This is a genomic window from Pseudomonas sp. FSL R10-0056 (assembly GCF_009600105.1).
Lineage (GTDB): Bacteria > Pseudomonadota > Gammaproteobacteria > Pseudomonadales > Pseudomonadaceae > Aquipseudomonas > Aquipseudomonas bubulae.
This window is the reverse complement of record NZ_WIWL01000150.1, coordinates 39058-64802: the sequence shown is the minus strand read 5'-3', so window position 1 is coordinate 64802 and position 25745 is coordinate 39058. Positions and strand designations below refer to the sequence as shown.

At 56.8% G+C, this 25745-nt stretch carries 21 protein-coding genes; 7 read left to right on the top strand and 14 right to left on the bottom strand.

Annotated features, from left to right (window positions below):
* Positions 1 to 17 precede the first annotated feature (17 nt).
* From GHO42_RS08105 to yegQ, 5 genes are all read left to right on the top strand, one after another.
* Positions 18 to 1001 (top strand): TRAP transporter substrate-binding protein, encoded by a 984-nt coding sequence (locus GHO42_RS08105; protein ID WP_095002107.1) that lies wholly within the window; start codon positions 18 to 20, stop codon positions 999 to 1001.
* Between the two features lie 61 nt (positions 1002 to 1062).
* The gene (locus tag GHO42_RS08100) at positions 1063 to 1590 is read left to right on the top strand and encodes a TRAP transporter small permease (protein WP_095002108.1); all 528 of its coding nucleotides are present in this window, start codon (positions 1063 to 1065) and stop codon (positions 1588 to 1590) included.
* Positions 1591 to 2871 carry a TRAP transporter large permease gene (locus tag GHO42_RS08095; protein WP_095002109.1) on the top strand — a complete coding sequence of 427 codons (1281 nt, stop codon included), beginning with the start codon at positions 1591 to 1593 and terminating at the stop codon, positions 2869 to 2871.
* Between the two features lie 80 nt (positions 2872 to 2951).
* Positions 2952 to 3863, top strand: coding sequence for a DMT family transporter (locus GHO42_RS08090; protein ID WP_095019115.1), 912 nt, complete (start codon positions 2952 to 2954; stop codon positions 3861 to 3863).
* 66 nt (positions 3864 to 3929) lie between these two features.
* Entirely contained in the window at positions 3930 to 5270 is a 1341-nt protein-coding gene (gene yegQ / locus GHO42_RS08085) for a tRNA 5-hydroxyuridine modification protein YegQ (RefSeq protein ID WP_095019114.1), read from the top strand.
* Between the two features lie 108 nt (positions 5271 to 5378).
* Here yegQ and GHO42_RS08080 read toward each other — a convergent pair whose 3' ends face one another.
* Both GHO42_RS08080 and htpG read right to left on the bottom strand, forming a co-directional pair.
* Complete coding sequence (locus GHO42_RS08080) at positions 5379 to 6107, bottom strand: dienelactone hydrolase family protein (RefSeq protein WP_095019113.1); 729 nt, start codon at positions 6105 to 6107, stop codon at positions 5379 to 5381.
* A 58-nt stretch (positions 6108 to 6165) separates the two neighbouring features.
* Positions 6166 to 8070: a molecular chaperone HtpG gene (htpG, locus tag GHO42_RS08075; protein WP_016780177.1), complete on the bottom strand. Its 1905-nt coding sequence runs from the start codon at positions 8068 to 8070 to the stop codon at positions 6166 to 6168.
* A gap of 233 nt (positions 8071 to 8303) precedes the next feature.
* Between htpG and GHO42_RS08070 the strand changes: the two genes are divergently transcribed.
* The gene (locus GHO42_RS08070) at positions 8304 to 8573 is read left to right on the top strand and encodes a hypothetical protein (protein ID WP_016780176.1); all 270 of its coding nucleotides are present in this window, start codon (positions 8304 to 8306) and stop codon (positions 8571 to 8573) included.
* Between the two features lie 171 nt (positions 8574 to 8744).
* Here GHO42_RS08070 and brnQ read toward each other — a convergent pair whose 3' ends face one another.
* From brnQ to sdhC, 10 genes are all read right to left on the bottom strand, one after another.
* Positions 8745 to 10058, bottom strand: coding sequence for a branched-chain amino acid transport system II carrier protein (brnQ, locus tag GHO42_RS08065; protein WP_095002113.1), 1314 nt, complete (start codon positions 10056 to 10058; stop codon positions 8745 to 8747).
* A 449-nt stretch (positions 10059 to 10507) separates the two neighbouring features.
* Complete coding sequence (gene sucD / locus GHO42_RS08060) at positions 10508 to 11389, bottom strand: succinate--CoA ligase subunit alpha (protein WP_095002114.1); 882 nt, start codon at positions 11387 to 11389, stop codon at positions 10508 to 10510.
* Entirely contained in the window at positions 11389 to 12555 is a 1167-nt protein-coding gene (gene sucC, locus GHO42_RS08055; RefSeq protein WP_016780173.1) for an ADP-forming succinate--CoA ligase subunit beta, read from the bottom strand. Before sucC ends, sucD begins: the two co-directional genes overlap by 1 nt.
* Before the next feature lie 226 nt (positions 12556 to 12781).
* Positions 12782 to 14218: a dihydrolipoyl dehydrogenase gene (gene lpdA / locus GHO42_RS08050; RefSeq protein WP_016780172.1), complete on the bottom strand. Its 1437-nt coding sequence runs from the start codon at positions 14216 to 14218 to the stop codon at positions 12782 to 12784.
* 105 nt (positions 14219 to 14323) lie between these two features.
* A complete protein-coding gene (gene odhB / locus GHO42_RS08045; protein ID WP_083369842.1) occupies positions 14324 to 15544 on the bottom strand; it encodes a 2-oxoglutarate dehydrogenase complex dihydrolipoyllysine-residue succinyltransferase in 1221 nt (406 codons plus the stop codon).
* Between the two features lie 41 nt (positions 15545 to 15585).
* Entirely contained in the window at positions 15586 to 18417 is a 2832-nt protein-coding gene (locus tag GHO42_RS08040) for a 2-oxoglutarate dehydrogenase E1 component (protein ID WP_153327508.1), read from the bottom strand.
* Positions 18418 to 18677: 260 nt separating this feature from the next.
* Entirely contained in the window at positions 18678 to 19382 is a 705-nt protein-coding gene (locus tag GHO42_RS08035; RefSeq protein WP_016780169.1) for a succinate dehydrogenase iron-sulfur subunit, read from the bottom strand.
* Between the two features lie 11 nt (positions 19383 to 19393).
* Positions 19394 to 21169 (bottom strand): succinate dehydrogenase flavoprotein subunit, encoded by a 1776-nt coding sequence (gene sdhA / locus GHO42_RS08030; protein ID WP_016780168.1) that lies wholly within the window; start codon positions 21167 to 21169, stop codon positions 19394 to 19396.
* Between the two features lie 3 nt (positions 21170 to 21172).
* Positions 21173 to 21541: a succinate dehydrogenase, hydrophobic membrane anchor protein gene (gene sdhD / locus GHO42_RS08025; RefSeq protein ID WP_003446906.1), complete on the bottom strand. Its 369-nt coding sequence runs from the start codon at positions 21539 to 21541 to the stop codon at positions 21173 to 21175.
* Complete coding sequence (gene sdhC / locus GHO42_RS08020; protein WP_178126969.1) at positions 21535 to 21921, bottom strand: succinate dehydrogenase, cytochrome b556 subunit; 387 nt, start codon at positions 21919 to 21921, stop codon at positions 21535 to 21537. Before sdhC ends, sdhD begins: the two co-directional genes overlap by 7 nt.
* 351 nt (positions 21922 to 22272) lie before the next feature.
* Here sdhC and gltA point away from each other — a divergent pair, with 351 nt between their 5' ends.
* Positions 22273 to 23562 (top strand): citrate synthase, encoded by a 1290-nt coding sequence (gene gltA / locus GHO42_RS08015; protein WP_095002115.1) that lies wholly within the window; start codon positions 22273 to 22275, stop codon positions 23560 to 23562.
* 187 nt (positions 23563 to 23749) lie between these two features.
* Here the strand turns inward: gltA and GHO42_RS08010 are convergent, their stop codons facing one another.
* Together GHO42_RS08010 and GHO42_RS08005 are read right to left on the bottom strand one after the other, a co-directional pair.
* Complete coding sequence (locus GHO42_RS08010) at positions 23750 to 25408, bottom strand: cation acetate symporter (protein WP_095002116.1); 1659 nt, start codon at positions 25406 to 25408, stop codon at positions 23750 to 23752.
* The gene (locus GHO42_RS08005) at positions 25405 to 25716 is read right to left on the bottom strand and encodes a DUF485 domain-containing protein (RefSeq protein WP_095002117.1); all 312 of its coding nucleotides are present in this window, start codon (positions 25714 to 25716) and stop codon (positions 25405 to 25407) included. The genes GHO42_RS08010 and GHO42_RS08005 overlap by 4 nt, the downstream gene beginning before the upstream one ends.
* Positions 25717 to 25745 lie beyond the last annotated feature (29 nt).

Here is a 25745-nt window from a genome sequence, read left to right as displayed (position 1 = left end):
AATATTTGGAGTGACCCATGGATTTCAAACGCACCCTGCTGATTGCTGCTCTCCCCCTGGCCTTCTGCCTCTCAGGCGTGGCCCAGGCCGAAATCAAGATCAAGTTCGCCGAGGTTCATCCCACTGGCTATCCGCCGGTGCTGGCCGAACAGGAAATGGGCAAAAAGCTTCAGGAACAGAGCAACGGCGATATTTCTTTCAAGATGTTTGCTGGTGGCGTACTGGGTTCAGAGAAAGAAGTGGTCGAACAATTGCAGTCCGGCGCGGTGCAGATGACCCGGGTCAGCCTCGGCATCCTTGGTCCGGTAGTACCGGAAACCAATGCCTTCAACCTGCCGTTCGTGTTCCGCGACCAAGCCCATATGCGCAAGATCATCGACGGCGAAATCGGCCAGGAGATGCTGGATAAAATCACCAACTCCGACTTCAATATGGTCGCGCTGGCCTGGATGGACGGCGGCACACGCAACCTGTACACAAAAAAACCGGTACGTGAGATTGCCGACCTCAAAGGCATGAAAATCCGCGTACAAGGCAACCCGGTGTTTATCGACACCATCAACGACATGGGCGGCAATGGCATTGCCATGGCCACCGGCGAGATTTTCAGCGCCCTGCAGACCGGCGTGATCGATGGCGCAGAGAACAACCCGCCGACCTTCCTTGAGCACAACCACTACCAGAACGCCAAGTACTTCACCTGGACCGACCACCTGATCCTCCCCGAGCCGATCGTGATCGCCAAGACCACCTGGGCCAAACTCAGCCCCGAGCAACAAGCCCTGGTGCAAAAACTGGCCCGTGAAGCGCAAATGGAAGAGCGAGTGATCTGGGACAAAAAATCCGCAGAGAGCGAAACCAAACTCAAAACTGCCGGCGTGGAATTCATCACCCTCACCCCGGAGCAGAAAAAAGCCTTCTACGACGCCACCCAGCCGGTTCGCGACAAGTACGGTGCCAACTACAAAGATCTGATCTCGCGCATCGAAGCCGTCCAATAAGCCAGTCCGATAACGCCGCCGCAACGGGCGCAAGTCCGTTTGCCGCGTAGTGGTGAGCCCCATGAAAAATACCGTACTGCGCTTTAATGACTTGCTGTACAGGGCCTGCATCGGGATCGCCGGTTTGTCGGTGCTGACCATGACCTTGATCATCCCCTGGGGCATTTTTGCCCGCTACGTGCTGGGCAGCGGCTCCAGCTGGCCCGAGCCCACCGCCATTCTGCTGATGGTGGTGTTTACCTTCTTCGGCGCTGCCGCCAGCTACCGTGCCGGTGCCCACATGGCAGTGGCGATGGCGGTCGAGCGCATGCCGGCCCATGTCCGCAAACTGGCCGCGGTGCTGGTGCAAATCCTGATGGTCATCGTCTGCCTGTTTATGACGGTCAAGGGCTTCAAACTGTGCGCGACCACATGGAACCAGTTTCTTGGCGAAATGCCGGGTTTGCGCGTAGGCATCTCCTATTTGCCTATCCCGCTGGGCGGCATCGTGACCCTGATCTTCGTCCTGGAAAAACTCTTCCTGGGTGACCAAAGCCACCGCCGTGCCGTGCGGTTCGACATTGTAGAAGCCAGCGAAGAGGCCGTATAAATGGACGCTTTCGTACTGTTGGGCAGTTTTATCGCCCTGATCCTTATCGGCATGCCGGTCGCCTACGCGCTGGGTCTGTCGGCACTGGTCGGCGCCTGGTGGATCGATATCCCGTTCGATGCCCTGATGATTCAAGTCGCTGGCGGGGTTAACAAGTTCTCGCTGCTGGCCATCCCGTTTTTTGTCCTGGCCGGTGCCATCATGGCCGAAGGCGGCATGTCACGTCGGCTGGTGGCCTTTGCCGGGGTACTGGTAGGGTTTGTGCGCGGCGGTCTGTCGCTGGTCAATATCGTCGCCTCGACCTTCTTTGGTGCGATTTCCGGCTCTTCCGTCGCCGACACCGCTTCCGTGGGCTCGGTACTGATTCCGGAAATGGAGCGCGCCGGTTACCCCCGTGAGTTCTCCACGGCGGTAACGGTCAGCGGCTCGGTACAGGCTTTGCTCACCCCGCCCAGCCACAACTCGGTGCTGTACTCGCTGGCAGCGGGCGGCACGGTATCGATCGCTTCGCTGTTTATGGCCGGGATCATGCCGGGGTTGTTGCTCAGCGCAGTGATGATGGGCCTGTGCATGATCTTTGCGCGCAGACGCAACTACCCCAAGGGTGAAGTGATCCCGCTGCGCACCGCGCTGAAAATCGCCGGTGAAGCGATGTGGGGCCTGATGGCCATGGTCATCATCCTTGGCGGCATCCTCACTGGCGTCTTCACTGCCACCGAGTCGGCGGCGGTCGCGGTGGTGTGGTCGTTCTTCGTCACCATGTTCATTTACCGCGACTACAAGTGGCGTGATCTGCCCAAGCTGATGCATCGGGCGGTGCGTACCATTTCCATCGTGATGATCCTGATCGGCTTTGCTGCCAGCTTCGGTTACATCCTGACGCTGATGGAAATCCCGATGAAGATCACCACCGCGTTCCTGACCCTGTCGGATAACCGCTACGTGATCCTGATGTGCATCAACGTCATGTTGTTGTTGCTGGGCACGGTGATGGACATGGCGCCGCTGATACTGATCCTCACCCCGATCCTGCTGCCGGTGATTATCGGTATCGGTGTCGACCCGGTACATTTTGGCATGATCATGCTGGTCAACCTGGGCATCGGCCTGATCACACCGCCGGTGGGCGCGGTGCTGTTCGTGGGTGCAGCCGTGGGCAAGGTCACCATCGAAAACACCGTTAAAGCGCTGCTGCCATTCTACCTGGCACTGTTTATGGTGCTGATGCTGGTGACCTACGTTCCGGCCATCTCGCTGTGGTTGCCAAACCTGGTGCTGTAACCCCGCCTTACCCCTGTGGGAGCTCGCTCCCACAGGGATATTGAAGCGGCTCTATTTCCAGCCAAGGAGGCTGGTTGCTTATGTCTGCTCCTGCGTTGTTCCCCCGCCATATCGCAGTATTGATTCTGGTACTGCTGGCCTGCGCTTTTGCGGGCAATCATATCGCCGCCCGGATTGCCTTCGACCACGACACCGGTTTGCTGCTGGCGATTCTATGTCGTGCTGGCGTGACCTTGCTGGTATTGACCGGCCTGGTGCTATGGCAACGCGAGCGCCCTCGGCTAACCCCCGCCAACTGGCGTTGGCAATTGCTGTTGGGATTGCTGATCGCAGCACAAAGCTTCTGCATTTATTCAGCCGTGGCCCGTATCCCCGTGGCCCTGGCATTGTTGATCGGCAATATGGCGCCGATCCTGCTGGTACTGCTGACCTGGGCCCTGGGCGGTGCGGCACCCACCCTGCGGGCGGCACTGCTGATGGGGCTGATCATGTGCGGCCTGGTGTTTGCCCTCGACGTGCCCGAACGTTTGTCCAGCCAGCACAGTACCGAGGCACAGTGGCTCGAAGGCATCCTCTTCGGCTTTGCTGCCGCTTGCGTGTTTGCCTGTGCGCTATGGATCACCGATCACAAACTCTCGAGCCTGCGCGGTACGGTGCGTAGCATGCTGACCATGCTTATCGTATTTTGTGCGGCAGCCCTGGCCGGAGTCAGCGGGGTGCTGCCGGGCGGGGTGTCGCTGCCCTCCTCGTCTACCGGCTGGACAGCCCTGGCCTTTCTGGTTGCGCTTTACGGGCTGGGCTTCTGCCTGTTGTTTATCTGCATGACGCGGCTGAACATGGCCCGCAACGCACCGGTAATGAACGTCGAACCGGTGGCGAGCCTGCTGTTTGGCTGGCTGATTCTTGACCAGTTGCTCAGCAGCGGCCAGATCATCGGCGGCCTGATTGTGGTCGCGGGCATTGTGATGCTGACCTGGCCGCGCAAAGCATAGATCCAGATCAATAGCCGGGAGCAAGGGCTCGACTACCATCGCGCCTTTTTTGCGAACGAACTGACTATGCGCCTTGCTCCGCCCGAACTCCTCGCCCCTGCCGGCACCCTGAAAAATATGCGCTATGCCTTCGCGTATGGCGCCGACGCGGTGTATGCGGGCCAACCACGCTACAGCTTGCGCGTGCGCAACAACGAATTCGACCACACCAACCTGGCCATTGGCATCGCCGAAGCCCAGGCTCAGGGCAAACGTTTTTACGTGGTGGTCAATATCGCCCCGCACAACGCCAAGCTGCGTACCTTTCTCAAGGATCTGGAGCCGGTAATTGCCATGGCACCGGATGCGCTGATCATGTCCGACCCGGGCCTGATCATGCTGGTGCGCAAAAACTTCCCCCATGTGCCGATTCACTTGTCGGTTCAGGCCAATACCGTGAACTGGGCCAGTGTTGAATTCTGGCGCCAGCAAGGCCTGAGCCGCATCATCCTGTCCCGGGAGTTGTCGCTGGAAGAGATCGAAGAAATCCGTCAGCAAGTACCCGATATGGAGCTGGAGATTTTCGTACATGGCGCGCTATGCATGGCCTACTCCGGGCGCTGCCTGTTATCTGGCTACATGAATAAGCGAGATGCCAACCAGGGCAGCTGCACCAATGCCTGCCGCTGGAAGTACGAGGCCAGACCGGGTACAGAAAACGAGCTGGGCAATATCGTCAATGTGGTCGAGCCAACCCTGGGCGTGGGTGCGCCGACTGACGAAGTGTTTGTGCTGAACGAAGCCAACCGTGCCGATGAACCGATGACCGCGTTCGAGGACGAACACGGTACTTACATCATGAACTCCAAGGATCTGCGTGCTGTACAGCATGTAGCGCGGCTGGCGGAAATGGGCGTGCATTCGCTGAAGATCGAGGGCCGCACCAAGTCGCACTTTTACTGCGCACGGGCCACCCAGGTGTATCGCAAGGCCATCGATGATGCGGTGGCGGGTCGTGAGTTTGACCGCAGCCTGATGACCGATCTGGAGTCACTGGCCCAGCGTGGTTATACCGAAGGGTTCTTGCGCCGCCATGTACACGATGAATACCAGAACTACCTGCATGGCAGCTCACTGTCCCATCGTCAGCAGTTTGTCGGGGAATTGACCGGCGAACGACGCAATGGCCTGGCCGAAGTCAAAGTGAAAAACCGATTTGCTTTGGGCGATCATCTGGAGCTGATGACACCCCATGGCAACTATCACTTTGATCTGGAGCGGCTGCTTAACAGTGCAGGCTTGCCGACCCAGGTGGCGCCGGGTGATGGCCACACCGTGTACCTGCCGATCCCCGAGCAGGTGGACTTGAACTACGGGTTGTTGATGCGGGATTTGACGGTGAGCGAGGTGATGGAACGTTCGGCGTGACCACTGTGGGAGCGGGCTTGCTCGCGATAGCATCGCCCGGTGTTGTCTGACAGACCGAGCCGTCAGCATCGCGAGCAAGCCCGCTCCCACAGACTGTCGTGATTGCGATTAATCGCGAAACACTTCATCCAGCAAGTTATGCATGGCGGTGAACGCCCGACCCGCAGTTTTGGCGTCGTACATCATCTTGCCCGGCACATTGGCGTGGGGGTCAGTGAACGAATGCACTGCGCCGCCATAGCTGGTCAGTTGCCAGTCCACACCCGCCGCGTTCATCTCCGCCTCAAACGCTGGTAGCTGCTCGCTGGGGACCAACGGGTCAGACGCGCCGTGCAACACCAGCACCGAGCCCTTGATGCTCTGGGCATCGATAGGGTTAGGTGTGTCCAGGGTGCCGTGGAATGACACCGCAGCTTGCAACGGTGCACCGCTGCGTGCCAGTTCCAGTGAACAGCACCCGCCAAAACAGAAACCAAAGGTTGCCAGCTTGTTGCTGTCGACCTGGGCCAGGCCCTGATTTTTCAGCATGTCATACGCTGCCCACATACGCTTGCGCAGCAAGGCACGGTCATTCTTGAGCGGCATCATCGCCGCACCGGCCTCGTCGGCGTTGCCGGGCCGGGTGCCCTGGCCATACAAATCGGCGATCAGTACCACATAACCCTGTTCTGCCACCGACTTGGCAATCTCTTCGGCGCCTGCGCTGATGCCCATCCAGTTGGGCGCCATCAGCAAACCCGGCAACGGGTCTTCACGGCTCGGATCAAAGGCCAAACGGCCTTCGTAAGGTTGGCCGTCGATTTGATAAGCCACAGAGCTGACCGAAATGGATTTCATCAAAAACTCCTGAATTTGAAACAAAAAAAACCCGCCGAAGCGGGTTTTTATAGCGCGGTTAGACCGACAACTCTACTAACAATTTGTTTAGCCGACGGACATAGGCCGCAGGGTCTTTCAAACTGTCACCGGCTGCCAGGGCTGCCTGATCGAAGAGGATGTGCGACAGGTCGCCAAAACGCTCTTCACTCTGCTCTGCATCGAGTTTCTCGATCAGCGGGTGAGCCGGGTTGAACTCGAAGATAGGCTTGGACTCAGGCACTTTCTGACCGCTGGCTTCGAGGATCTGACGCATTTGCATGCCCAGATCCTGCTCACCAATGGCAAGAATCGCCGGGGAATCAGTCAGACGATGCGACACGCGCACTTCGCTGACGCTCTCGCCCAAGGCAGCCTTGATGCGCTCAACCAGACCTTCTTTAGCCTTGGCCACTTCTTCTGCCGCTTTCTTGTCCTCTTCCGAGTCCAGATTGCCCAGGTCGAGGTCACCACGGGCCACGTCGACAAAGCTCTTGCCGTCGAAGTCGCTGAGGTAGCTCATCAGCCACTCGTCGATGCGGTCGGTCAGCAGCAGGACTTCGATGCCTTTTTTGCGGAAGACTTCGAGGTGCGGGCTGTTTTTAACCTGCGCGTAGGTTTCGCCGGTCAGGTAGTAAATTTTGTCCTGACCTTCCTTGGCGCGGGCCAGGTAGTCGGTCAAGGAAACATTCTGTTCGCCGTCGTCGCCGTGGGTCGAAGCAAAACGCAGCAGACCGGCGATTTTTTCCTTGTTGGCGAAATCTTCGGCCGGACCTTCTTTCATCACCTGGCCGAAGTTTTTCCAGAAGCCCTGATATTTCTCAGGCTCGTTCTTCGCCAGTTTTTCCAGCATGTCGAGTACACGCTTGGTCAGCGCCGTCTTCATCGAGTCGATGATCGGGTCTTTTTGCAGGATTTCCCGCGACACGTTCAGCGACAGGTCGTTGGAGTCGATCACGCCCTTGATAAAGCGCAGGTACAGCGGCAGGAACGACTCGGCCTGATCCATCACGAAGACACGCTGCACATACAGCTTCAGGCCTTTAGGCGCTTCACGCTGGTACAGATCAAACGGTGCACGGGCCGGAACGTAGAGCAGCGAGCTGTATTCGAGCTTGCCCTCAACCTTGTTGTGGCTCCAGGCCAGCGGGTTCTCGTAGTCATGGGCAATGTGCTTGTAGAACTCCTGATATTCCTCGTCCTTTACTTCAGTACGAGGACGGGTCCACAGAGCACTGGCACGGTTGACGGTTTCCCATTCCAGTGCAGGCGCTTCTTCGCCTTCGGCAACGGTCTGCTCTTTAGGCAGTTCGATAGGCAGGGCGATATGGTCGGAGTACTTCTTGATGATGTTGCGCAGGCGCCAGCCGTCAGCGAATTCGGATTCGCCAGGCTTGAGGTGCAGCACGATTTTGGTGCCGCGGTCGGCCTTCTCGACGGTGGCCACTTCAAACTCGCCTTCGCCCTTCGAAGACCAGTGCACGCCCTCGCTTGCCGGGGTACCGGCACGGCGGCTGTACACGTCAACCTTGTCGGCAACGATAAAGGCCGAGTAGAAACCCACGCCGAACTGACCGATCAGGTGCGAATCTTTTTTCTGGTCGCCGGTGAGGTTTTTCATGAAGTCGGCAGTGCCGGACTTGGCGATCGTACCCAGGTGGGTGATCACGTCATCGCGGTTCATGCCGATACCGTTGTCTTCGAGGGTGACGGTGTTGGCGTCTTTGTCGAAGCTCACACGGATTTTAAGCTCGGCACCGCCCTCCAGCAGATCTGGCTTGGACAGTGCTTCAAAACGTAATTTGTCGACAGCATCAGAGGCGTTCGAGATCAGTTCGCGAAGGAAGATTTCCTTGTTGGAGTACAGCGAATGGATCATGAGGTGCAGCAGTTGCTTGACCTCGGTCTGGAAGCCCAGGGTTTCTTTTTGAGTTTCCACGCTCATTGTTATCAAACTCCGATTGGATGGCAGTGGCCACGCCCGTAAGGGTTAGCGGCGGGATGTGATGAAAGTTGGGGCCAATGATGCAAATTTCAAGGGCCGAACCAGTGGCTCAAGTTTTTTACCAATAGTTTCCGCCCGCGCTGCTTTACTTATATATGTGTTCGAGCATGGAACTTAAGCCATCAGCCCATGCTCAAACGCCCCGTAGATCTACTCATAAGGAGAAACACCCCATGCGTAATACTTTTGCTGTTGCCTTGATGCTGGCTGCTTCGCTTGGCCTGGCTGCCTGCGACAAAAAATCCGAAGACAAAGCCCAGGACGCTGCCCAGCACTCTGAGCAAGCGCAAGAAAAAATGTCTGAAGCACAAGACAAAGTAAACGACGCGGCCAAAGAAAACGCCGAAGCTGCAAAAGCACAAGCCGAGTCCAATAAAGCCGCTGCTGAAGAAGCCGGCCAGACTGCTCCGGTTGCACCTGCGGCAACTCCAGAAAGCAAGTAACACGACTTTCTGCGATATTAAACCAAGCCCGCCAAGTGCGGGCTTTGTTGTATCTGAACGTTAATGGCTAGTGTTTGCATGCTTGAACACACGCCCATTAAAAAAGCCCTGCATCCATTAAGATGCAGGGCTTTTTTATTGACTCGGCAACGCTTTTGGCGAACCGGATAATTACGCCATTGCTTCAACTCGTTTGCCCAGCAGACGGTCGCAGATTACTGCGCCCAGCAGGGTCACAAGACTAGGCACCAGCCACGCCAGGCCCTGCTCGCTAAATGGCATATTGGCCAATTGGGCCGGAATCCACTCACCGAGGCCAGCACCTTTAAGCGCGTCGATCGAGCCAAAGAAGAACGACACCAGCATGACCGGACCAACGATCCGGCTCTGGGCATTCCACAGGCCTTTGCAGAAACTCAGCGCCACCAACACGATGCAAGGCGGGTAGATCGCCGTCAGCAACGGGATGGAAAACGCAATCAACTGGGTCAAGCCAAGGTTCGACACGGCCAGCGAAAACAGTGCAAGGATGATCACCAGCGTCTTGTAAGACAGTGGCAGCACAGTACTGAAGTATTCAGCGCAGGCACAGGTCAGGCCAACGGCCGTTACCAGGCAAGCCAGTGCAATCAGTACGGCAAGGAAACCGCTGCCCAGCGAACCGAAGGTGTGTTGTACATAGGCGTGCAGTACCGCCGCACCATTGGTTGCACCCGCCGCCACTTCATGGCTGCCCGCACCCAGGCGGAACAGACTGATGTAGACCAGCGCCAGGCCGACACCGGCGATCAGGCCGGCAATGATGGCGTAGCGGGTAATCAGCTTGGGTGATTCAACACCACGGGAACGGATGGCATTCACGATCACGATACCGAACACCAGCGCACCCAGGGTATCCATGGTCAAGTAGCCATTGATAAAACCCTGGGAGAACGGTGCGGCCACGTACTCGGGGGTCGCGACGCCAACATCACCTGCAGGCAAGGCAACGGCAGCAATGCCGAGAATGGCCAGGGCGATGATCTTCAACGGAGCAAGGAAGCGCCCTACCGTGTCCAGCAGGCGACCCGGGTACAACGACACGAAAAACACGATCAGGAAGTACACCGAGCTGTACAGAAACAGCGCCAGTGGGCTTTCACCGGTCAAAGGTGCCAGGCCGACTTCAAAGGATACGGTGGCGGTACGCGGGGTCGCGAACAACGGGCCAACAGCCAGATAGGCCACGGCTGCCAACAAGCCCCCGGCGATCTTGCCGATCGGGCTGCTCAGCGCGTCCATGCCGCCACCGACCTTGGCCAGGGCAATAACGGTGACTACCGGCAGACCGACTGCGGTGATCAGGAAGCCCAATGCAGCCATCCAGACGTTAGGTCCGGCCTGCAGGCCAACGATTGGCGGGAAAATGATGTTGCCTGCCCCAACGAACAGGGCAAAAGTCATAAACCCAAGTGCCAGGATGTCCTGGCCTTTCAATACTTTCATTACGGAAATACCACACTACTGAATCGGGATTTAGAGGGGAATTTCCCGTGCGGATGTGGGAAATGCTGTCGATCCGTATAAGACCAACCCTTCTAGCGCGTGGCTTCCTTTTGGGATGCACACGCAGAACTGCGGAATGCTGGCAAGATTACCGAGTTTTTTCCTACAGCGCACTGTTAGAGGGCGGACTGTCCGATGAACGAACGCAGTTGTCGCCTGGACGACATCGAAAAATGCTTTGGTGTGGTTTTGCCTGCCCTGGATAGCTCAAAACCGCACGTTGTGGGAGCGGGCTTGCCCGCGATGGTAACGACGCGATTTATCTGAATGACCGCGGCGCCTGCATCGCGAGCAAGCCCGCTCCCACAAGGGTTTTGCTTGACCCCAAACGCACAAAGGCCACCCGAAGGTGGCCTTTGCCTGGTAGAGCAGTCAGTTAAGCGCGAGGCTTACTTCATTGCCCAGCCAGTCAGCTCGGACAGAGCCTTGCCGATGTCTGCCAGCGAACGCACGGTTTTTACGCCTGCGTCTTCCAGGGCAGCAAACTTCTCGTCTGCAGTACCCTTGCCGCCAGAGATGATTGCGCCTGCGTGGCCCATGCGCTTGCCTGGAGGGGCAGTCACACCAGCGATGTAGGAAACAACCGGCTTGGTCACGTTTGCCTTGATGTAGGCAGCCGCTTCTTCTTCAGCCGAACCGCCGATCTCACCGATCATGACGATCGCTTCGGTCTTCGGGTCTTCCTGGAACAGCTTCAGGATGTCGATGAAGTTGGAACCAGGGATCGGGTCACCACCGATGCCTACGCAAGTCGACTGGCCGAAACCGGCGTCAGTGGTTTGCTTTACAGCTTCGTAAGTCAGGGTGCCGGAACGCGACACGATGCCTACTTTGCCTGGCAAGTGAATGTGACCTGGCATGATGCCGATCTTGCATTCGCCTGGCGTGATAACGCCCGGGCAGTTAGGGCCGATCAGGGTAACACCCAGTTCGTCGCACTTAACTTTGCAGTCCAGCATGTCCAGGGTAGGAATGCCTTCAGTGATGCACACGATCAGCTTGATGCCGCCGAACGCTGCTTCAAGGATCGAGTCCTTGCAGAAAGGAGCCGGTACGTAGATAACGCTGGCGGTTGCGCCAGTTGCTTCTACGGCTTCTTTCACGGTGTTGAAAACAGGCAGGTCCAGGTGAGTGGTGCCGCCTTTGCCCGGAGTAACGCCACCAACCATCTTGGTGCCGTATTCGATGGCTTGCTGGGTGTGGAAGCTGCCCTGCGAACCGGTGATGCCCTGGCAGATAACTTTGGTGTCTTTATTGATCAGGACGCTCATTACTTGCCCTCCGCAGCTTTAACAACTTGTTGAGCAGCGTCGGTCAAGCTGGTAGCAGCGATGATGTTCAAACCGCTTTCTGCCAGTACTTTAGCGCCCAGATCAGCGTTGTTGCCTTCAAGGCGCACAACTACCGGGATTTTCACGCCGACTTCTTTCACTGCACCGATGATGCCTTCGGCAATCATGTCGCAACGAACGATGCCGCCGAAGATGTTAACCAGCACTGCTGCGACATTGCTGTCGGACAGGATGATTTTGAACGCTTCGGTAACGCGTTCTTTGGTAGCACCACCGCCAACGTCGAGGAAGTTGGCTGGCTTGCCGCCATGCAGGTTAACGATGTCCATGGTGCCCATGGCCAGACCAGCGCCGTTAACCATGCAGCCGATGTTGCCTTCCAGCGCTACGTAGTTCAGTTCGAACTTGGCAGCGTGCGCTTCGCGCGGATCGTCTTGCGACGGATCGTGGAAAGTTTTCAGCTTAGGCTGACGGTACATGGCGTTTGCGTCGATGTTGATTTTGGCATCGAGGCAGTGCAGATCGCCGTCAGTCTTGATAACCAGCGGGTTCACTTCCAGCAGGGCCAGATCGTGATCCTTGAACAGTTTGGCCAGACCTACGAAGATCTTGGCGAACTGAGCAACTTGCTTGCCTTCCAGACCCAGCTGGAAAGCCAACTCGCGACCCTGGAATGGCTGTGCGCCAACCAGTGGATCGATCGTTGCTTTCAGAATTTTTTCTGGAGTGTCGTGAGCGATTTTCTCGATGTCCACGCCACCTTCGGTGGAAGCCATGAACACGATACGACGGCTCGAACGGTCAACGACAGCGCCCAGGTACAGCTCTTTAGCGATATCAGTGCACGACTCAACCAGGATCTTGGTGACCGGCTGACCATTGGCGTCAGTCTGGTAAGTCACCAGACGCTTGCCCAACCACTGTTGTGCGAATGCTTTAGCGTCTTCTTTGCTGCGAACCAGCTTAACGCCGCCCGCTTTACCGCGACCACCTGCGTGAACCTGGGCTTTTACAACCCATTCGGTCCCACCGATTTTGTCGCAAGCTTCTGCGGCTGCTTCCGGGGTGTCTACTGCATAACCCTTGGATACTGGCAGGCCGTATTCAGCGAACAGCTGCTTACCCTGATACTCGTGAAGATTCATGCTTTTTACCGTCTTCGTTAGGTACTGCGCATTCGGCGCTGCACTACTATTAGTGCCGCACCACCTGTGACTGCTGCTTGTGCTGTTTCAACAAACCCGACATCCGCTTGAGCGGAGCCGGGCCCGGTTAAAACAAGACAAGACTGCGTCCGGCGGAAGTTCCGCGGTGAGGCTTGCTAGCAAGGCTCACGACGGGCAAACCGCCGTGGTTTCTTATTGTCTGGTCTTAACGTTTCTTACGGTTGGCAATGTGGATGGCGCCGCCATTCACAGCCAGTGCTGCTTCGTGCAATGCTTCGGACAGGGTCGGATGGGAGAAAACCATCATGCCCAGATCTTCAGCGCTGGTGCCGAATTCCATACCGATCGCGCCCTGCTGTACCAGCTCTGCAGCGCTCGGGCCAATCACGTGGACGCCCAGTACGCGGTCAGTTTTGGCATCAGCAATGACTTTGACAAAGCCACCGGTGTCGTTTGCTGCCATGGCACGGCCACTGGCGGCGAACGGGAAGGTGCCGACGTTAACCTCAACGCCTTCAGCTTTCAAGGCCTGCTCGGTTTTACCAACCCACGCGATCTCCGGGTGAGTGTAAATAACCGATGGAATCAGGTCGTAGTTCATCTCGGTCTTGTGACCTTTGATGCGCTCGACAACCATGATGCCTTCTTCAGAAGCCTTGTGTGCCAGCATCATGCCGCGAACCACGTCACCAATGGCGAATACGCCCGGTACGCTGGTTGCGCAATGATCGTCAACAAACACGAAACCGCGCTCGTCGATGGTCACGCCGCTGTCAGCTGCCAGCAACTCGGTAGTCACCGGACGGCGACCCACGGCTACGATCAGCTTGTCGAAGGTGATGGTCTGTTCGCCGTTGGCGTCGGTGTAGGTCACAACGACTTCTTCGCCGTTGACCTTGGAACCGGTGACGCGAGCGCCCAGCTTGATGTCCAGACCTTGTTTGGTCAGGGTTTTGTAGGCTTCTTTCGAAACGGCAGCGTCAGCAGCCATCAAGAAGGTGTCCAGGGCTTCCAGAACAGTCACTTCAGCGCCCAGACGGGACCATACCGAACCCAGTTCCAGACCGATCACGCCAGCGCCGATAACGCCCAGACGTTTTGGCACGGACTGGAATTCCAGGGCGCCGGTCGAATCAACGATCACGTTGTTGTCGACTGGAGCAGGTGGAATGTCGATCGGACGCGAGCCCGAAGCCAGAATCACGTTCTCGGCTTCGATTATTTCAACGCTACCGTCTGGCTTGGTCAGTTCAACACGCTTGCCGGCCAGCAGTTTGCCGTGGCCTTGCAGGGAAGTAACGCCGTTGGCCTTGAACAGGGTCGCAACGCCGGAAGTCAGACCTTTAACGATGTTGGCTTTACGGCCAACCATCGCAGCAACGTCCATCTTCACTTCACCGGTGGTGATGCCGTGGATGGCGAATGCATCCTTGGCCTCGTGGTACTTCCAGGAGCTGTCCAGCAGCGCCTTGGATGGAATGCAGCCAACGTTCAGGCAAGTACCGCCCAGCGCCAGTTTGCCTTCCTTGTCGGTGTATTTTTCGATGCAAGCAGTCGAAAGGCCCAGTTGCGCGGCCTTGATGGCTGCAACATAGCCGCCAGGGCCCGCACCAATCACTACAACGTCAAATTTCTGAGACATGAAAATAGATCCTCTATTAGCTACAAGCTGTCAGCAGCAAGCTGCAAGCCAAAGCCAGACTGCTTTTTCCCGCAGCCTGGCACCTGAAACTTGCAGCAGCTTCTATTAGATATCCAGCAGCAGACGAGCCGGGTCTTCCAGCAGGTTTTTGATTGCTACCAGGAAACTTACAGCTTCTTTGCCATCGATCAAGCGGTGATCGTAAGACAGAGCCAAATACATCATCGGACGGATAACTACCTGACCGTTGACTGCCATTGGACGCTGAAGGATGTTGTGCATGCCCAGGATCGCGGCTTGCGGCGGGTTAACGATCGGGGTCGACATCATCGAACCGAAAGTACCACCGTTGGTGATAGTGAAAGTACCACCGGTCATTTCGTCGATCGACAGTTTGCCGTCACGGGCTTTTTTACCGTAGGCAGCGATGCCGCCTTCGATTTCAGCCAGGCTCATCAGTTCGGCGTTACGCAGAACCGGAACCACCAGACCACGGTCGCTGGAAACAGCTACACCGATGTCGGCGAAGCCGTGGTAAACGATGTCGGAACCGTCGATCGAGGCGTTAACGGCCGGGAAGCGTTTCAGTGCTTCGGTAGCTGCTTTCACGAAGAACGACATGAAGCCCAGGCGTACGCCGTTGTGGGACTTCTCGAACAGATCCTTGTACTTCGAACGCAGTGCCATGATTTCAGTCATGTCCACTTCGTTGAAAGTGGTCAGCATCGCCATGTTCGACTGAGCTTCAACCAGACGCTTGGCCACGGTGGCACGAACGCGGGTCATCGGAACGCGTTTTTCTACGCGGTCGCCAGCAGCGAATACCGGAGCGGCAGCGGCAGGTGCAGCGGCCTTGGCCGGCGCAGCAGCAGGAGCGGCTTTTTTGGCAGCTACCGCAGCAACTACGTCTTCCTTGGTCACACGACCGCCTTTGCCAGTACCGGCAACGGAAGCGATGTTGATACCGTTTTCTTCAGCGATCTTGCGTGCAGCCGGAGCAGCAACAGGATCGTCTTCGCCATCGGCAGCAGGAGCAGCAGCCTGGGCGGCCGGTGCAGCGGCAGCAGCAGGAGCGGCAGCAGCAGCGCCGCCTTCAACGATGGAGCCCAGCACTTCGTCGGACAGAACGGTGTCGCCTTCGTTCTTGACGATAGCGCCCAGCACGCCGTCAGCAGTGGCCAGTACTTCCAGCACTACCTTGTCGGTTTCGATGTCGACAATCAGGTCGTCGCGCTTTACAGCGTCGCCCGGTTGCTTGTGCCAGGTGGCAACGGTGCCATCGGCAACCGATTCCGGAAATGTTGGGGCTTTGATCTCGATAGCCATGTTCTTTGGTTCCTTAAATTCGGTTTCAGTGCGCGAAGGCGTTAAACAGTGAACGCGTCTTGCAACAGTTTTGCCTGTTGCTCAGCGTGCATCGATGCGTAACCACAAGCAGGTGCAGCAGAAGCGTCACGGCCCGCGTACTCGAGTACGAGCGACTTGTCGTGACCGCTGATGATGCGGCGCATGTGATGCTGGCTGCAGTACCAGGCACCCTGGTTCATCGGCTCTTCCTGACACCAGACAATATGCTTGGCGTTTTTGTACGGAGCCAGGACTTCAATCAAGTCGTCCTCAGGGAACGGGTACAGCTGCTCAAGACGCACGATAGCGATGTCATCACGACCTTCGGCACGGCGTTTTTCCAACAGGTCGTAGTAGACCTTGCCGCTACACAGCACGATGCGACCGACGTTCGCCGGATCCTGCGCATCGATTTCCGGAATAACGGTCTGGAACGAACCTTCGGCCAGATCTTCCAGGGTCGAGATTGCCAGTTTGTGACGCAGCAACGACTTCGGTGTCAGGACGATCAGCGGCTTGCGCAGCGGACGGATAACCTGACGGCGCAACAGATGGTAGATCTGTGCCGGAGTGGTCGGTACGCACACCTGAATGTTGTGCTCGGCACACAATTGCAGGTAACGCTCAAGACGTGCAGAGGAGTGCTCCGGGCCCTGACCTTCATAACCGTGTGGCAGCAGCATGGTCAGACCGCACAGACGGCCCCACTTGTGCTCACCGCTGGTGATGAACTGGTCGATTACAACCTGGGCGCCGTTGGCGAAGTCGCCGAACTGGGCTTCCCAGATCACCAGCGCGTTAGGCGTGGTGGTGGAATAGCCGTATTCGAACGCCAGGACCGCTTCCTCGGACAGCAGCGAGTCGTACAGGTCAAAGCGAGGCTGACCTTCGAACAGGTGCTTCAGGGGAATATAGGTGCCAGCATCTTTCTGGTTGTGCAACACGGCGTGACGGTGCGAGAACGTACCGCGACCAATGTCCTGACCGGTCATGCGAATCGGGTGACCTTCGAACTGCAGGGTTGCATATGCCATGGTTTCGGCATAACCCCAGTTGATCGGCAGGCCGCCGGCTTGCATTTTTTGACGATCTTCGTAGATCTTCGCAACCTGGCGCTGAACCACAAAGCCTTCTGGAATTTCCAGCAGCTTGGCAGACAGTTCTTGCAGGGTTTTCAGATCGAAACGGGTGTCGTGACGCGCAGTCCAGGCGTGGCCCAGATACGGACGCCAGTCCACGAACAGCTCTTTGTTCGGTTCCTTGACCAGACTTTTCACAACATGCAGGCCGTTGTCCAGCGCGTTGCGGTATTCGTCGATCTTGGCCTGAACGCGTTCTGCGTCCACCACTTTCTCTTGTGTCAGGCGCTCGGCATACAGCTCACGGGTGGTGCGCTGCTTGGCGATCTGCTGATACATCAGCGGTTGGGTACCGTTTGGTTCATCGGCCTCGTTGTGACCGCGACGGCGGTAGCAGAACAGGTCGATCACGACGTCACGCTTGAACTGCATGCGGTAGTCGATAGCCAGCTGAGTCACGAACAATACGGCTTCCGGATCATCACCATTGACATGGAGGATCGGCGCCTGAATCATTTTCGCGACGTCAGTGCAGTACTCGGTAGAACGGGAGTCTTCCGGATTGCTGATGGTGAAGCCGACCTGGTTGTTGATCACCAGGTGAACCGTACCGCCAGTCTTGAAGCCGCGAGTCTGCGACATCTGGAAGGTTTCCATGACCACGCCCTGACCTGCGAAGGCAGCATCACCGTGGATGGAAATTGGCAGTACCTTTTCGCCGGTGCTGTCGTTACGACGGTCCTGGCGAGCGCGTACAGACCCTTCAACCACTGGAGAAACGATTTCCAGGTGGGAGGGGTTAAACGCCATTGCCAGGTGAACTTCACCACCGGCAGTCATGACGTTGGAGGAGAAGCCCTGGTGGTATTTAACGTCACCGGAACCCAACTCGATCTTTTTCTTGCCTTCGAACTCGTCGAACAGCTCGCGCGGGTTCTTGCCGAAGGTGTTCACCAATACGTTCAGGCGACCACGGTGGGCCATGCCGATAACGATTTCCTTGGTGCCGTAGTTGCCCGAACGCTGGATCAGCTCGTCCAGCAAAGGAATCAGGCTTTCGCCGCCTTCCAGGCCGAAACGCTTGGTGCCCGGGTATTTGGTCCCCAGGTACTTTTCCAGACCTTCAGCAGCAGTCACGCGCTCAAGCAGATGGCTTTTGACTTCAGCCGAGTAAGTCGGGCGGCCGCGTACGCTTTCGAGGCGCTGTTCAAACCAGTGGCGCTGCTCGGAATCGACGATGTGCGTGAACTCTGCGCCAATGGTGCGGCAATATGTCTGCTGCAACGCTTCGAGAATTTCGCGTAGGCTCGCTTCCTCTTTGCCGATATACAGGTCGCCGGCACGGAAGGTCGTATCAAGATCGGCATTGGTCAAGCCGTAATGATTGATCGACAGGTCTGCAGGTGCAGAACGCTGCCACAGCCCCAGCGGATCAAGCTGGGCTGCCTGGTGGCCGCGCATCCGATAGGCCTGGATCAATCGCAGCACTTCAACCTGCTTCTTCTCGTGCTCACTGCTCACGCTCCCGGCAGAAACCGGTTGAGCGCGGCGCTGGTTCTTTGCCAGCAGCACGAAATGGTCGCGGATTGTGGAGTGCGAAACATCGTTGGCAGAGTTGCCTTCAACAGGCAACGTCTGAAATTTGGTGCGCCATTCTTCTGGCACAGCGTTAGGGTCGTGCAGGTAGAGCTCATAGAGCTCTTCCACATAGGCAGCGTTACCACCTGAAAGATAGCCGCTGTTCCACATGCGCTGCATCACGCTTTCTTGCATGCTTGGTCACCCTCGGTTAGGGGACACCATCGACGAGAACACCAGAGCATGCTTGAGAAAGTCCGAATACAGCGACTAAAACAAGCCACTTAGGATCACGCTGATAGTCCGGGTACCAGCCCGGATGCCCCTGCTGGTCTCATTTCTTCAAAATAAGAGCCGCAGCTTTATGAGCTGTTGCTCAGGTTAAAACTACGGCGCCGGTTGAAGCCTGCGCCGTAGCATCTACGGTTATAGCGGTGCTGCGGTACTGCTTTGGATCACACGCCGCTTTGCAGCAGCATGCTACGCACGTGACCGATGGCCTTAGTCGGGTTCAGGCCCTTCGGACACACGTTTACGCAGTTCATGATCCCGCGGCAGCGGAATACGCTGAACGGGTCATCCAGCGAAGCCAGGCGCTCACTGGTCTTGGTGTCACGGCTGTCAGCCAGGAAACGATAGGCTTGCAGCAGTGCAGCAGGGCCCAGGAACTTGTCCGGGTTCCACCAGAAGGACGGGCACGAGGTCGAGCAGCAAGCGCACAGGATGCACTCGTACAGACCGTCGAGCTTTTCACGCTCTTCTGGTGATTGCAGACGTTCGATGGCCGGAGCCGGCGTGTCGTTCTGCAGGAACGGCTTAACTTTCTCGTATTGCTTGTAGAAGATGCTCATATCGACGACCAGGTCACGGATAACCGGCAAACCTGGCAGTGGACGAACGATCAGCTTGTTGCCTTTAACGACAGCGGACAGCGGCGTTACACACGCCAGGCCGTTCTTGCCGTTGATGTTCATGCCGTCGGAGCCGCAAACGCCCTCACGGCAAGAGCGACGATAGGAGAAACCCTCGTCCTGCTCTTTGATCAGGGCCAGTACGTCCAGCACCATCAGGTCTTTACCGTTGGTATTGACCTCGAATTCCTGCATGAACGGAGCGGCGTCCTGATCAGGGTTGTAACGATAAACACTGACTTTCAACATATCGGCCACCCTTAGTAAGTACGAACCATTGGCTCGAAGGTCGGAACGGTTTTCGGCGAGAAGTTCACCGCACGCTTGGCTACGCGCTTGTCACCCGGGAAGTACAGGGTGTGGCACAGCCAGTTAACGTCGTCACGATCTTCGAAGTCTTCACGGGCGTGAGCACCGCGCGATTCCTTACGAACTTCAGCAGCGATTGCAGTCGCTTCAGCCACTTCGAGCAGGTTTTGCAGCTCAAGGGCTTCGATACGGGCCGTGTTGAACGCCTGGCTCTTATCGTTGATTTTCACGTTGGCGATGCGCTTGCGCAGATCAGCCAGCTGGGCAATACCCTTCTGCATGTATTCGCCGGTACGGAATACACCGAAGTAGTTCTGCATGCAGCTTTGCAGCTCTTTACGCAGGGTTGCCACGTCTTCGCCGTCGGTACGCGAGTTCAGGCCGTCCAGACGTGCCAGGGCAGCGTCGATGTCGGACTGGCGTGGACGAGCGTAATCAACGCCTTCTTTAAGGGTCTGTTCAAGGAACAGGCCGGCAGCACGACCGAATACCACCAGGTCGAGCAGCGAGTTGCCGCCCAGACGGTTAGCACCGTGTACGGATACGCAAGCCACTTCACCTACTGCAAACAGGCCAGGGATGATCTGGTCGTTGCCGTCGGCGTCCTGAGTGATCGCCTGACCATGAATGTTGGTGGCAACGCCGCCCATCATATAGTGGCAAGTCGGAACCACTGGAACCGGAGCCAATACCGGGTCAACGTGTGCGAACGTTTTCGACAGTTCGCAGATACCTGGCAGACGGCTGTGCAGCACTTCTTCACCGAGGTGATCGAGCTTCAGCATTACGTGGTCGCCATCAGGACCGCAACCGTTGCCCGCGATGATTTCCTTAACCATCGAGCGAGCAACAACGTCACGACCAGCAAGGTCTTTGGCGTTCGGAGCATAACGCTCCATGAAACGCTCGCCATGCTTGTTGATCAGGTAGCCACCTTCACCACGGCAACCTTCGGTAACCAGTACACCGGCGCCGGCAATACCGGTCGGGTGGAACTGCCACATTTCGATGTCCTGTACCGGCACGCCAGCACGCAGCGCCATGCCAATACCGTCGCCGGTGTTGATCAGGGCGTTGGTGGTGGACGAGTAGATACGGCCTGCACCGCCAGTCGCCAGTACGGTCGCGTTAGCGCGAACGTAAGAGGTTTCACCGGTTTCGATGCAGATAACGATCATGCCGACGAAATCGCCAGCCTCGTTCTTAACCAGATCGACACCGTAGTATTCGTTCAGGAATACAGTGCCGGCCTTGAGGTTGGCCTGGTACAGGGTGTGCAACAGCGCGTGACCGGTACGGTCGGCTGCAGCGCAAGTACGGGCAGCCTGGCCGCCTTTGCCGAAGTCCTTGGACTGACCGCCGAAAGGACGCTGGTAGATACGACCCTGTTCGGTACGGGAGAACGGCAGACCCATGTGCTCGAGCTCGAACACGGCTTCCGGACCTACGGAACACATGTATTCGATAGCGTCCTGGTCACCGATATAGTCGGAACCCTTGACGGTATCGTACATGTGCCAGCGCCAGTCATCGTTTGGATCTGCAGACGCGATCGCGCAGGTGATGCCACCCTGGGCCGATACGGTGTGCGAACGAGTCGGGAAAACCTTGGTGATTACAGCAGTCTTGTGACCGCCTTGAGCCAGCTGCAGAGCAGCGCGCATGCCGGCACCGCCGCCGCCAATGATGATGGCGTCGAACGAAAGTGTATTAACTGTGTTAGCCATGAATCAGATACCCCAAAGAATCTGCACACCCCAGACGAAGTAAGCGAACATTGCAACGCCGCAGACTGCCTGGAAGAGGAAACGTACTGCTGTTGCGGACTTGCCCAGCGCCATTGGCGTCAGGTAGTCGGTCGCGATGGTCCACATGCCGACCCAGGCGTGTGCGCCCAGAGCAACAAGGGCCAGCAGGCTGAAAATACGCATCCAGTTGCTTGCGAACAGCTCATGCCATTGGGCGTAGCCAATGCCAGGGTTCGCAACGAGGTACCCGATCAGGAAGATGAAATAAGCCGCTAGAACAACCGCAGACACACGTTGTGCCATCCAGTCATAGAGGCCCGAACGCGACAGGTTCGTAACGCTGGTTACCATATCCAAACTCCCGCCAGAACAATCATCACCACGGAAATGACGATTACGATTTTCGAGCCCAGTCGGCCGCCTTCAAGCGTCTCACCGATGCCCATGTCCATGATCAAGTGGCGCACACCGGCAACCAGGTGATACAGCAAGGCAGAGAGCAGGCCCCACGCAACGAATTTGGCCAGCGGACTGGTCAAGCATGCCTTCACCTCGGCATAACCTTCTTCGGAACTCAGGGATTTGCTCAATGCATAAAGCATGATGCCCAGGCCGAGAAAAAGAATGATGCCCGATACACGGTGCAGAAATGACGTAACGCCGGTGATGGGGAGTTTGATGGTCCTTAGGTCTAGGTTTACAGGTCGTTGGCTATTCACGGCTTTTTTCACACTGAAGAGCCCCTAACAATCAGGGCAAGTTTGTTGGGATGCGCACTGGTCAGGTACCCACCACCCGGGAGTGACGACCCCCATCTAAACAGGCCCAAAAGCCTCTGGCGGTCGGCTGCCGAGTATAGACAGTTAGGTTACTAATGACAACGCAAACACCCACCCCCTAATAGCGCATTGCGCTCTTGGCATAAAAGGCGTAAACGGCTGGGATATTCGCGAAAAAACGCTTCTCAAAGCCTTGTACAGCAAGACTTTAGGCAAATTGACATTCGAATTTATCTCACTATAGTGGTGCGGGCCCTGCGTGGGGGGTCTGTCTGATGATTTCAAGCATAAATAGGAGGCCACATGGCTGACAAAAAAGCGCAGTTGATCATCGAGGGCGCAGCCCCCGTCGAGCTGCCCATTTTAACTGGCACCGTGGGTCCCGATGTAATCGATGTGCGAGGCCTGACGGCCACGGGCCGATTCACATTTGACCCTGGCTTCATGTCGACCGCATCTTGCGAGTCGAAGATCACCTATATTGATGGTGACAACGGTATCCTGCTGCACCGCGGCTACCCGATCGAACAGCTGGCTGAACACTCTGACTACCTTGAGACCGCTTACCTGCTGCTGAACGGCGAACTGCCGACCGCAGAGCAGAAGGCTCAATTTGTCAGCACCGTGAAGAACCACACCATGGTTCACGAGCAGTTGAAGACTTTCTTCAACGGCTTCCGTCGTGACGCCCACCCGATGGCGGTCATGTGCGGTGTAGTCGGCGCCCTCTCGGCCTTCTACCACGACTCCCTGGACATCAATAACCCGCAGCATCGCGAAATTTCCGCGATCCGCCTGGTTGCCAAGATGCCGACGCTTGCAGCGATGGTTTACAAGTACTCCATGGGTCAACCCATGATGTACCCGCGTAACGACCTGACCTACGCCGAAAACTTCCTGCACATGATGTTCAACACGCCGTGCGAGATCAAACCGATCAGCCCGGTACTGGCCAAGGCAATGGACAAGATCTTTATCCTGCATGCCGACCACGAACAGAATGCGTCGACCTCTACCGTGCGCCTGGCGGGTTCTTCGGGTGCCAACCCGTTCGCCTGTATTGCTGCCGGTATCGCTGCACTGTGGGGCCCTGCCCACGGCGGCGCCAACGAAGCCGTGCTGACCATGCTCGACGAAATTGGCGATGTGTCCAACATCGACAAGTTCATCGCCAAGGCCAAGGACAAAAACGATCCGTTCAAGCTGATGGGCTTCGGTCACCGGGTTTACAAAAACCGTGACCCACGCGCCACTGTCATGAAAAAGACCTGCGACGAAGTTCTCAAGGAACTGGGCATCACCAACGATCCGCAACTCGAACTGGCCATGCGCCTGGAAGAGATCGCCCTGACCGACCCGTACTTCATCGAACGTTCGCTGTACCCGAACGTCGACTTCTACTCGGGGATCATCCTCAAGGCGATCGGCATTCCGACCAGCATGTTCACCGTGATCTTCGCCCTGTCCCGTACAGTGGGCTGGATCTCGCACTGGAAAGAAATGCTCTCCAGCCCGTACAAGATTGGCCGTCCGCGCCAGCTGTACACCGGCTACGAGCAGCGTGACATCACCAAGCTGGAAGACCGCAAGTAAGGCATATCCCACGATAGTGCCCTGATTGCAGACAATACGGCCTCTATTTATAGAGGCCGTATTTTTTTGTGTGTGCGTCTTGTAGCAGCTGCTACGGAACTTCGCACTTGCACAGCGAGAATAGGCACAAAAAAATCCCCCTGCCGTTCGACAGGGGGATTCGATTAAACATACTGTCTATTACGGATTAATGATCCACCGCACCGCTCGCCCCCAACCCCGTCTGCGAACGCACAAACTGCGGGAAGAACAACGCACGCTCCTTCTCTGCCGATTTGGACTTGTCCGTAATGGAGAAGAACCAGATACCCGCAAACGCGATGATCATGGAGAACAGCGCCGGGTACTCGTAAGGGAAGATGGCCTTTTCATGATGCAGGATCTGCACCCAGATGGTCGGGCCCAGGATCATCAGGCCAACCGCGCTTACCAGCCCCATCCAGCCGCCTATCATGGCGCCACGGGTGGTCAGGTTTTTCCAGTACATGGATAGCAGCAAGACCGGGAAGTTGCAGCTCGCAGCAATGGAGAACGCCAGGCCCACCATAAACGCGATGTTCTGGCTTTCAAACAAGATACCCAAGCCAATTGCCAGTACCGCCAATGCAATAGTGGTGATCTTCGAGACCCGAATCTCTTCCTTGTCGTTGGCCTTGCCCTTTTTGATCACGCTGGCATACAGGTCATGGGACACCGCAGAAGCGCCCGCCAGGGTCAGCCCCGCAACAACCGCCAGAATGGTGGCGAAAGCCACTGCCGAAATAAAGCCCAGGAACATGCTGCCGCCAACCGCGTCCGCAAGGTGCACAGCCGCCATGTTGTTACCACCCAGCAAGGCGCCAGCCGCGTCCTTGAAGTCCGGGTTGGTACTGACCAGGATGATTGCGCCAAAACCGATGATAAAGGTCAGGATATAGAAGTAGCCAATAAAGCCCGTTGCGTAGAACACGCTCTTGCGCGCTTCCTTGGCATCGCTCACGGTAAAGAAGCGCATCAGGATATGTGGCAGGCCAGCAGTACCGAACATCAGGGCCAAACCGAGGGAGAATGCAGAGATAGGATCTTTGACCAACCCGCCCGGGCTCATGATTGCTTCACCTTTAGGGTGAATCTTCACTGCTTCGGCGAACAGTGCGTTGAAGTCAAAGTTCACATGCTTCATGACCATCACGGCCATGAACGTGGCACCCGACAGCAACATGACCGCCTTGATGATCTGCACCCAGGTAGTTGCCAGCATGCCGCCGAACAACACATACATGCACATCAGGATACCTACCAGGATCACCGCAACGTGGTAGTCCAGACCAAACAACAACTGGATCAGCTTGCCGGCACCGACCATTTGCGCAATCAGGTAGAACGCTACCACCACCAGCGAACCACAGGCTGACAACGAGCGAATCTGGGTTTGCCCCAAGCGGTACGAGGCCACATCGGCAAAGGTGTATTTGCCCAGGTTGCGCAGACGCTCTGCAATCAGGAACAGAATGATGGGCCAGCCCACCAGAAAGCCGATCGAATAGATCAGGCCGTCATAGCCGGACGTGTATACCAGCGCGGAAATACCCAGAAAGGAGGCCGCCGACATATAGTCGCCGGCAATCGCCAGACCGTTCTGGAAACCGGTAATCTTGCCGCCAGCGGCATAGTAGTCGGCTGCCGACTTGTTACGTTTCGATGCCCAGTAAGTAATGCACAGGGTCGCACCCACAAAGACGACGAACATGATGATCGCCGAAATATTGAGCGGTTGTTTTTGCACTTCCCCAGTCAGGGCCTCCCCCGCCCAAACTGCCGGTGCAAGGGCTGTAGCGCCCAGCGTTGCCAATAAGCGCCCGATCATTGCCCAGCCTCCTTGAGAATTGCATTGTTCAGCTCATCAAACTCGCCATTGGCCCTGCGTACATAGATACCGGTCAGGATAAAGGCCGAAACAATCAGCCCCACACCAATCGGAATACCCCAGGTAATGGACGAATCGGGACTCAGCTTGGTCCCCATGATGTGTGACCCATAAGCAATTAACAGGATAAAAGCGGCATATAACCCGAGCATGATTGCCGAAAGAAGCCAGGCAAAACGCTCTCTCTTTTTTACCAGCTCCTTGAAGCGCGGGCTGTTTTGAATCGAGATATAAATGCTGTCGTTCATTATTTTTGTCCTCGCAGCACAGATGAGAT

Coding starts and splice junctions, on each gene's coding strand:
- GHO42_RS08105 (WP_095002107.1), top strand. CDS start 18: ATGGATTTCAAACGCACCCTGCTGATTGCTGCTCTCCCCCTGGCCTTC.
- GHO42_RS08100 (WP_095002108.1), top strand. CDS start 1,063: ATGAAAAATACCGTACTGCGCTTTAATGACTTGCTGTACAGGGCCTGC.
- GHO42_RS08095 (WP_095002109.1), top strand. CDS start 1,591: ATGGACGCTTTCGTACTGTTGGGCAGTTTTATCGCCCTGATCCTTATC.
- GHO42_RS08090 (WP_095019115.1), top strand. CDS start 2,952: ATGTCTGCTCCTGCGTTGTTCCCCCGCCATATCGCAGTATTGATTCTG.
- yegQ (WP_095019114.1), top strand. CDS start 3,930: ATGCGCCTTGCTCCGCCCGAACTCCTCGCCCCTGCCGGCACCCTGAAA.
- GHO42_RS08080 (WP_095019113.1), bottom strand. CDS start 6,107: ATGAAATCCATTTCGGTCAGCTCTGTGGCTTATCAAATCGACGGCCAA.
- htpG (WP_016780177.1), bottom strand. CDS start 8,070: ATGAGCGTGGAAACTCAAAAAGAAACCCTGGGCTTCCAGACCGAGGTC.
- GHO42_RS08070 (WP_016780176.1), top strand. CDS start 8,304: ATGCGTAATACTTTTGCTGTTGCCTTGATGCTGGCTGCTTCGCTTGGC.
- brnQ (WP_095002113.1), bottom strand. CDS start 10,058: ATGAAAGTATTGAAAGGCCAGGACATCCTGGCACTTGGGTTTATGACT.
- sucD (WP_095002114.1), bottom strand. CDS start 11,389: ATGAGCGTCCTGATCAATAAAGACACCAAAGTTATCTGCCAGGGCATC.
- sucC (WP_016780173.1), bottom strand. CDS start 12,555: ATGAATCTTCACGAGTATCAGGGTAAGCAGCTGTTCGCTGAATACGGC.
- lpdA (WP_016780172.1), bottom strand. CDS start 14,218: ATGTCTCAGAAATTTGACGTTGTAGTGATTGGTGCGGGCCCTGGCGGC.
- odhB (WP_083369842.1), bottom strand. CDS start 15,544: ATGGCTATCGAGATCAAAGCCCCAACATTTCCGGAATCGGTTGCCGAT.
- GHO42_RS08040 (WP_153327508.1), bottom strand. CDS start 18,417: ATGCAAGAAAGCGTGATGCAGCGCATGTGGAACAGCGGCTATCTTTCA.
- GHO42_RS08035 (WP_016780169.1), bottom strand. CDS start 19,382: ATGTTGAAAGTCAGTGTTTATCGTTACAACCCTGATCAGGACGCCGCT.
- sdhA (WP_016780168.1), bottom strand. CDS start 21,169: ATGGCTAACACAGTTAATACACTTTCGTTCGACGCCATCATCATTGGC.
- sdhD (WP_003446906.1), bottom strand. CDS start 21,541: ATGGTAACCAGCGTTACGAACCTGTCGCGTTCGGGCCTCTATGACTGG.
- gltA (WP_095002115.1), top strand. CDS start 22,273: ATGGCTGACAAAAAAGCGCAGTTGATCATCGAGGGCGCAGCCCCCGTC.
- GHO42_RS08010 (WP_095002116.1), bottom strand. CDS start 25,408: ATGATCGGGCGCTTATTGGCAACGCTGGGCGCTACAGCCCTTGCACCG.
- GHO42_RS08005 (WP_095002117.1), bottom strand. CDS start 25,716: ATGAACGACAGCATTTATATCTCGATTCAAAACAGCCCGCGCTTCAAG.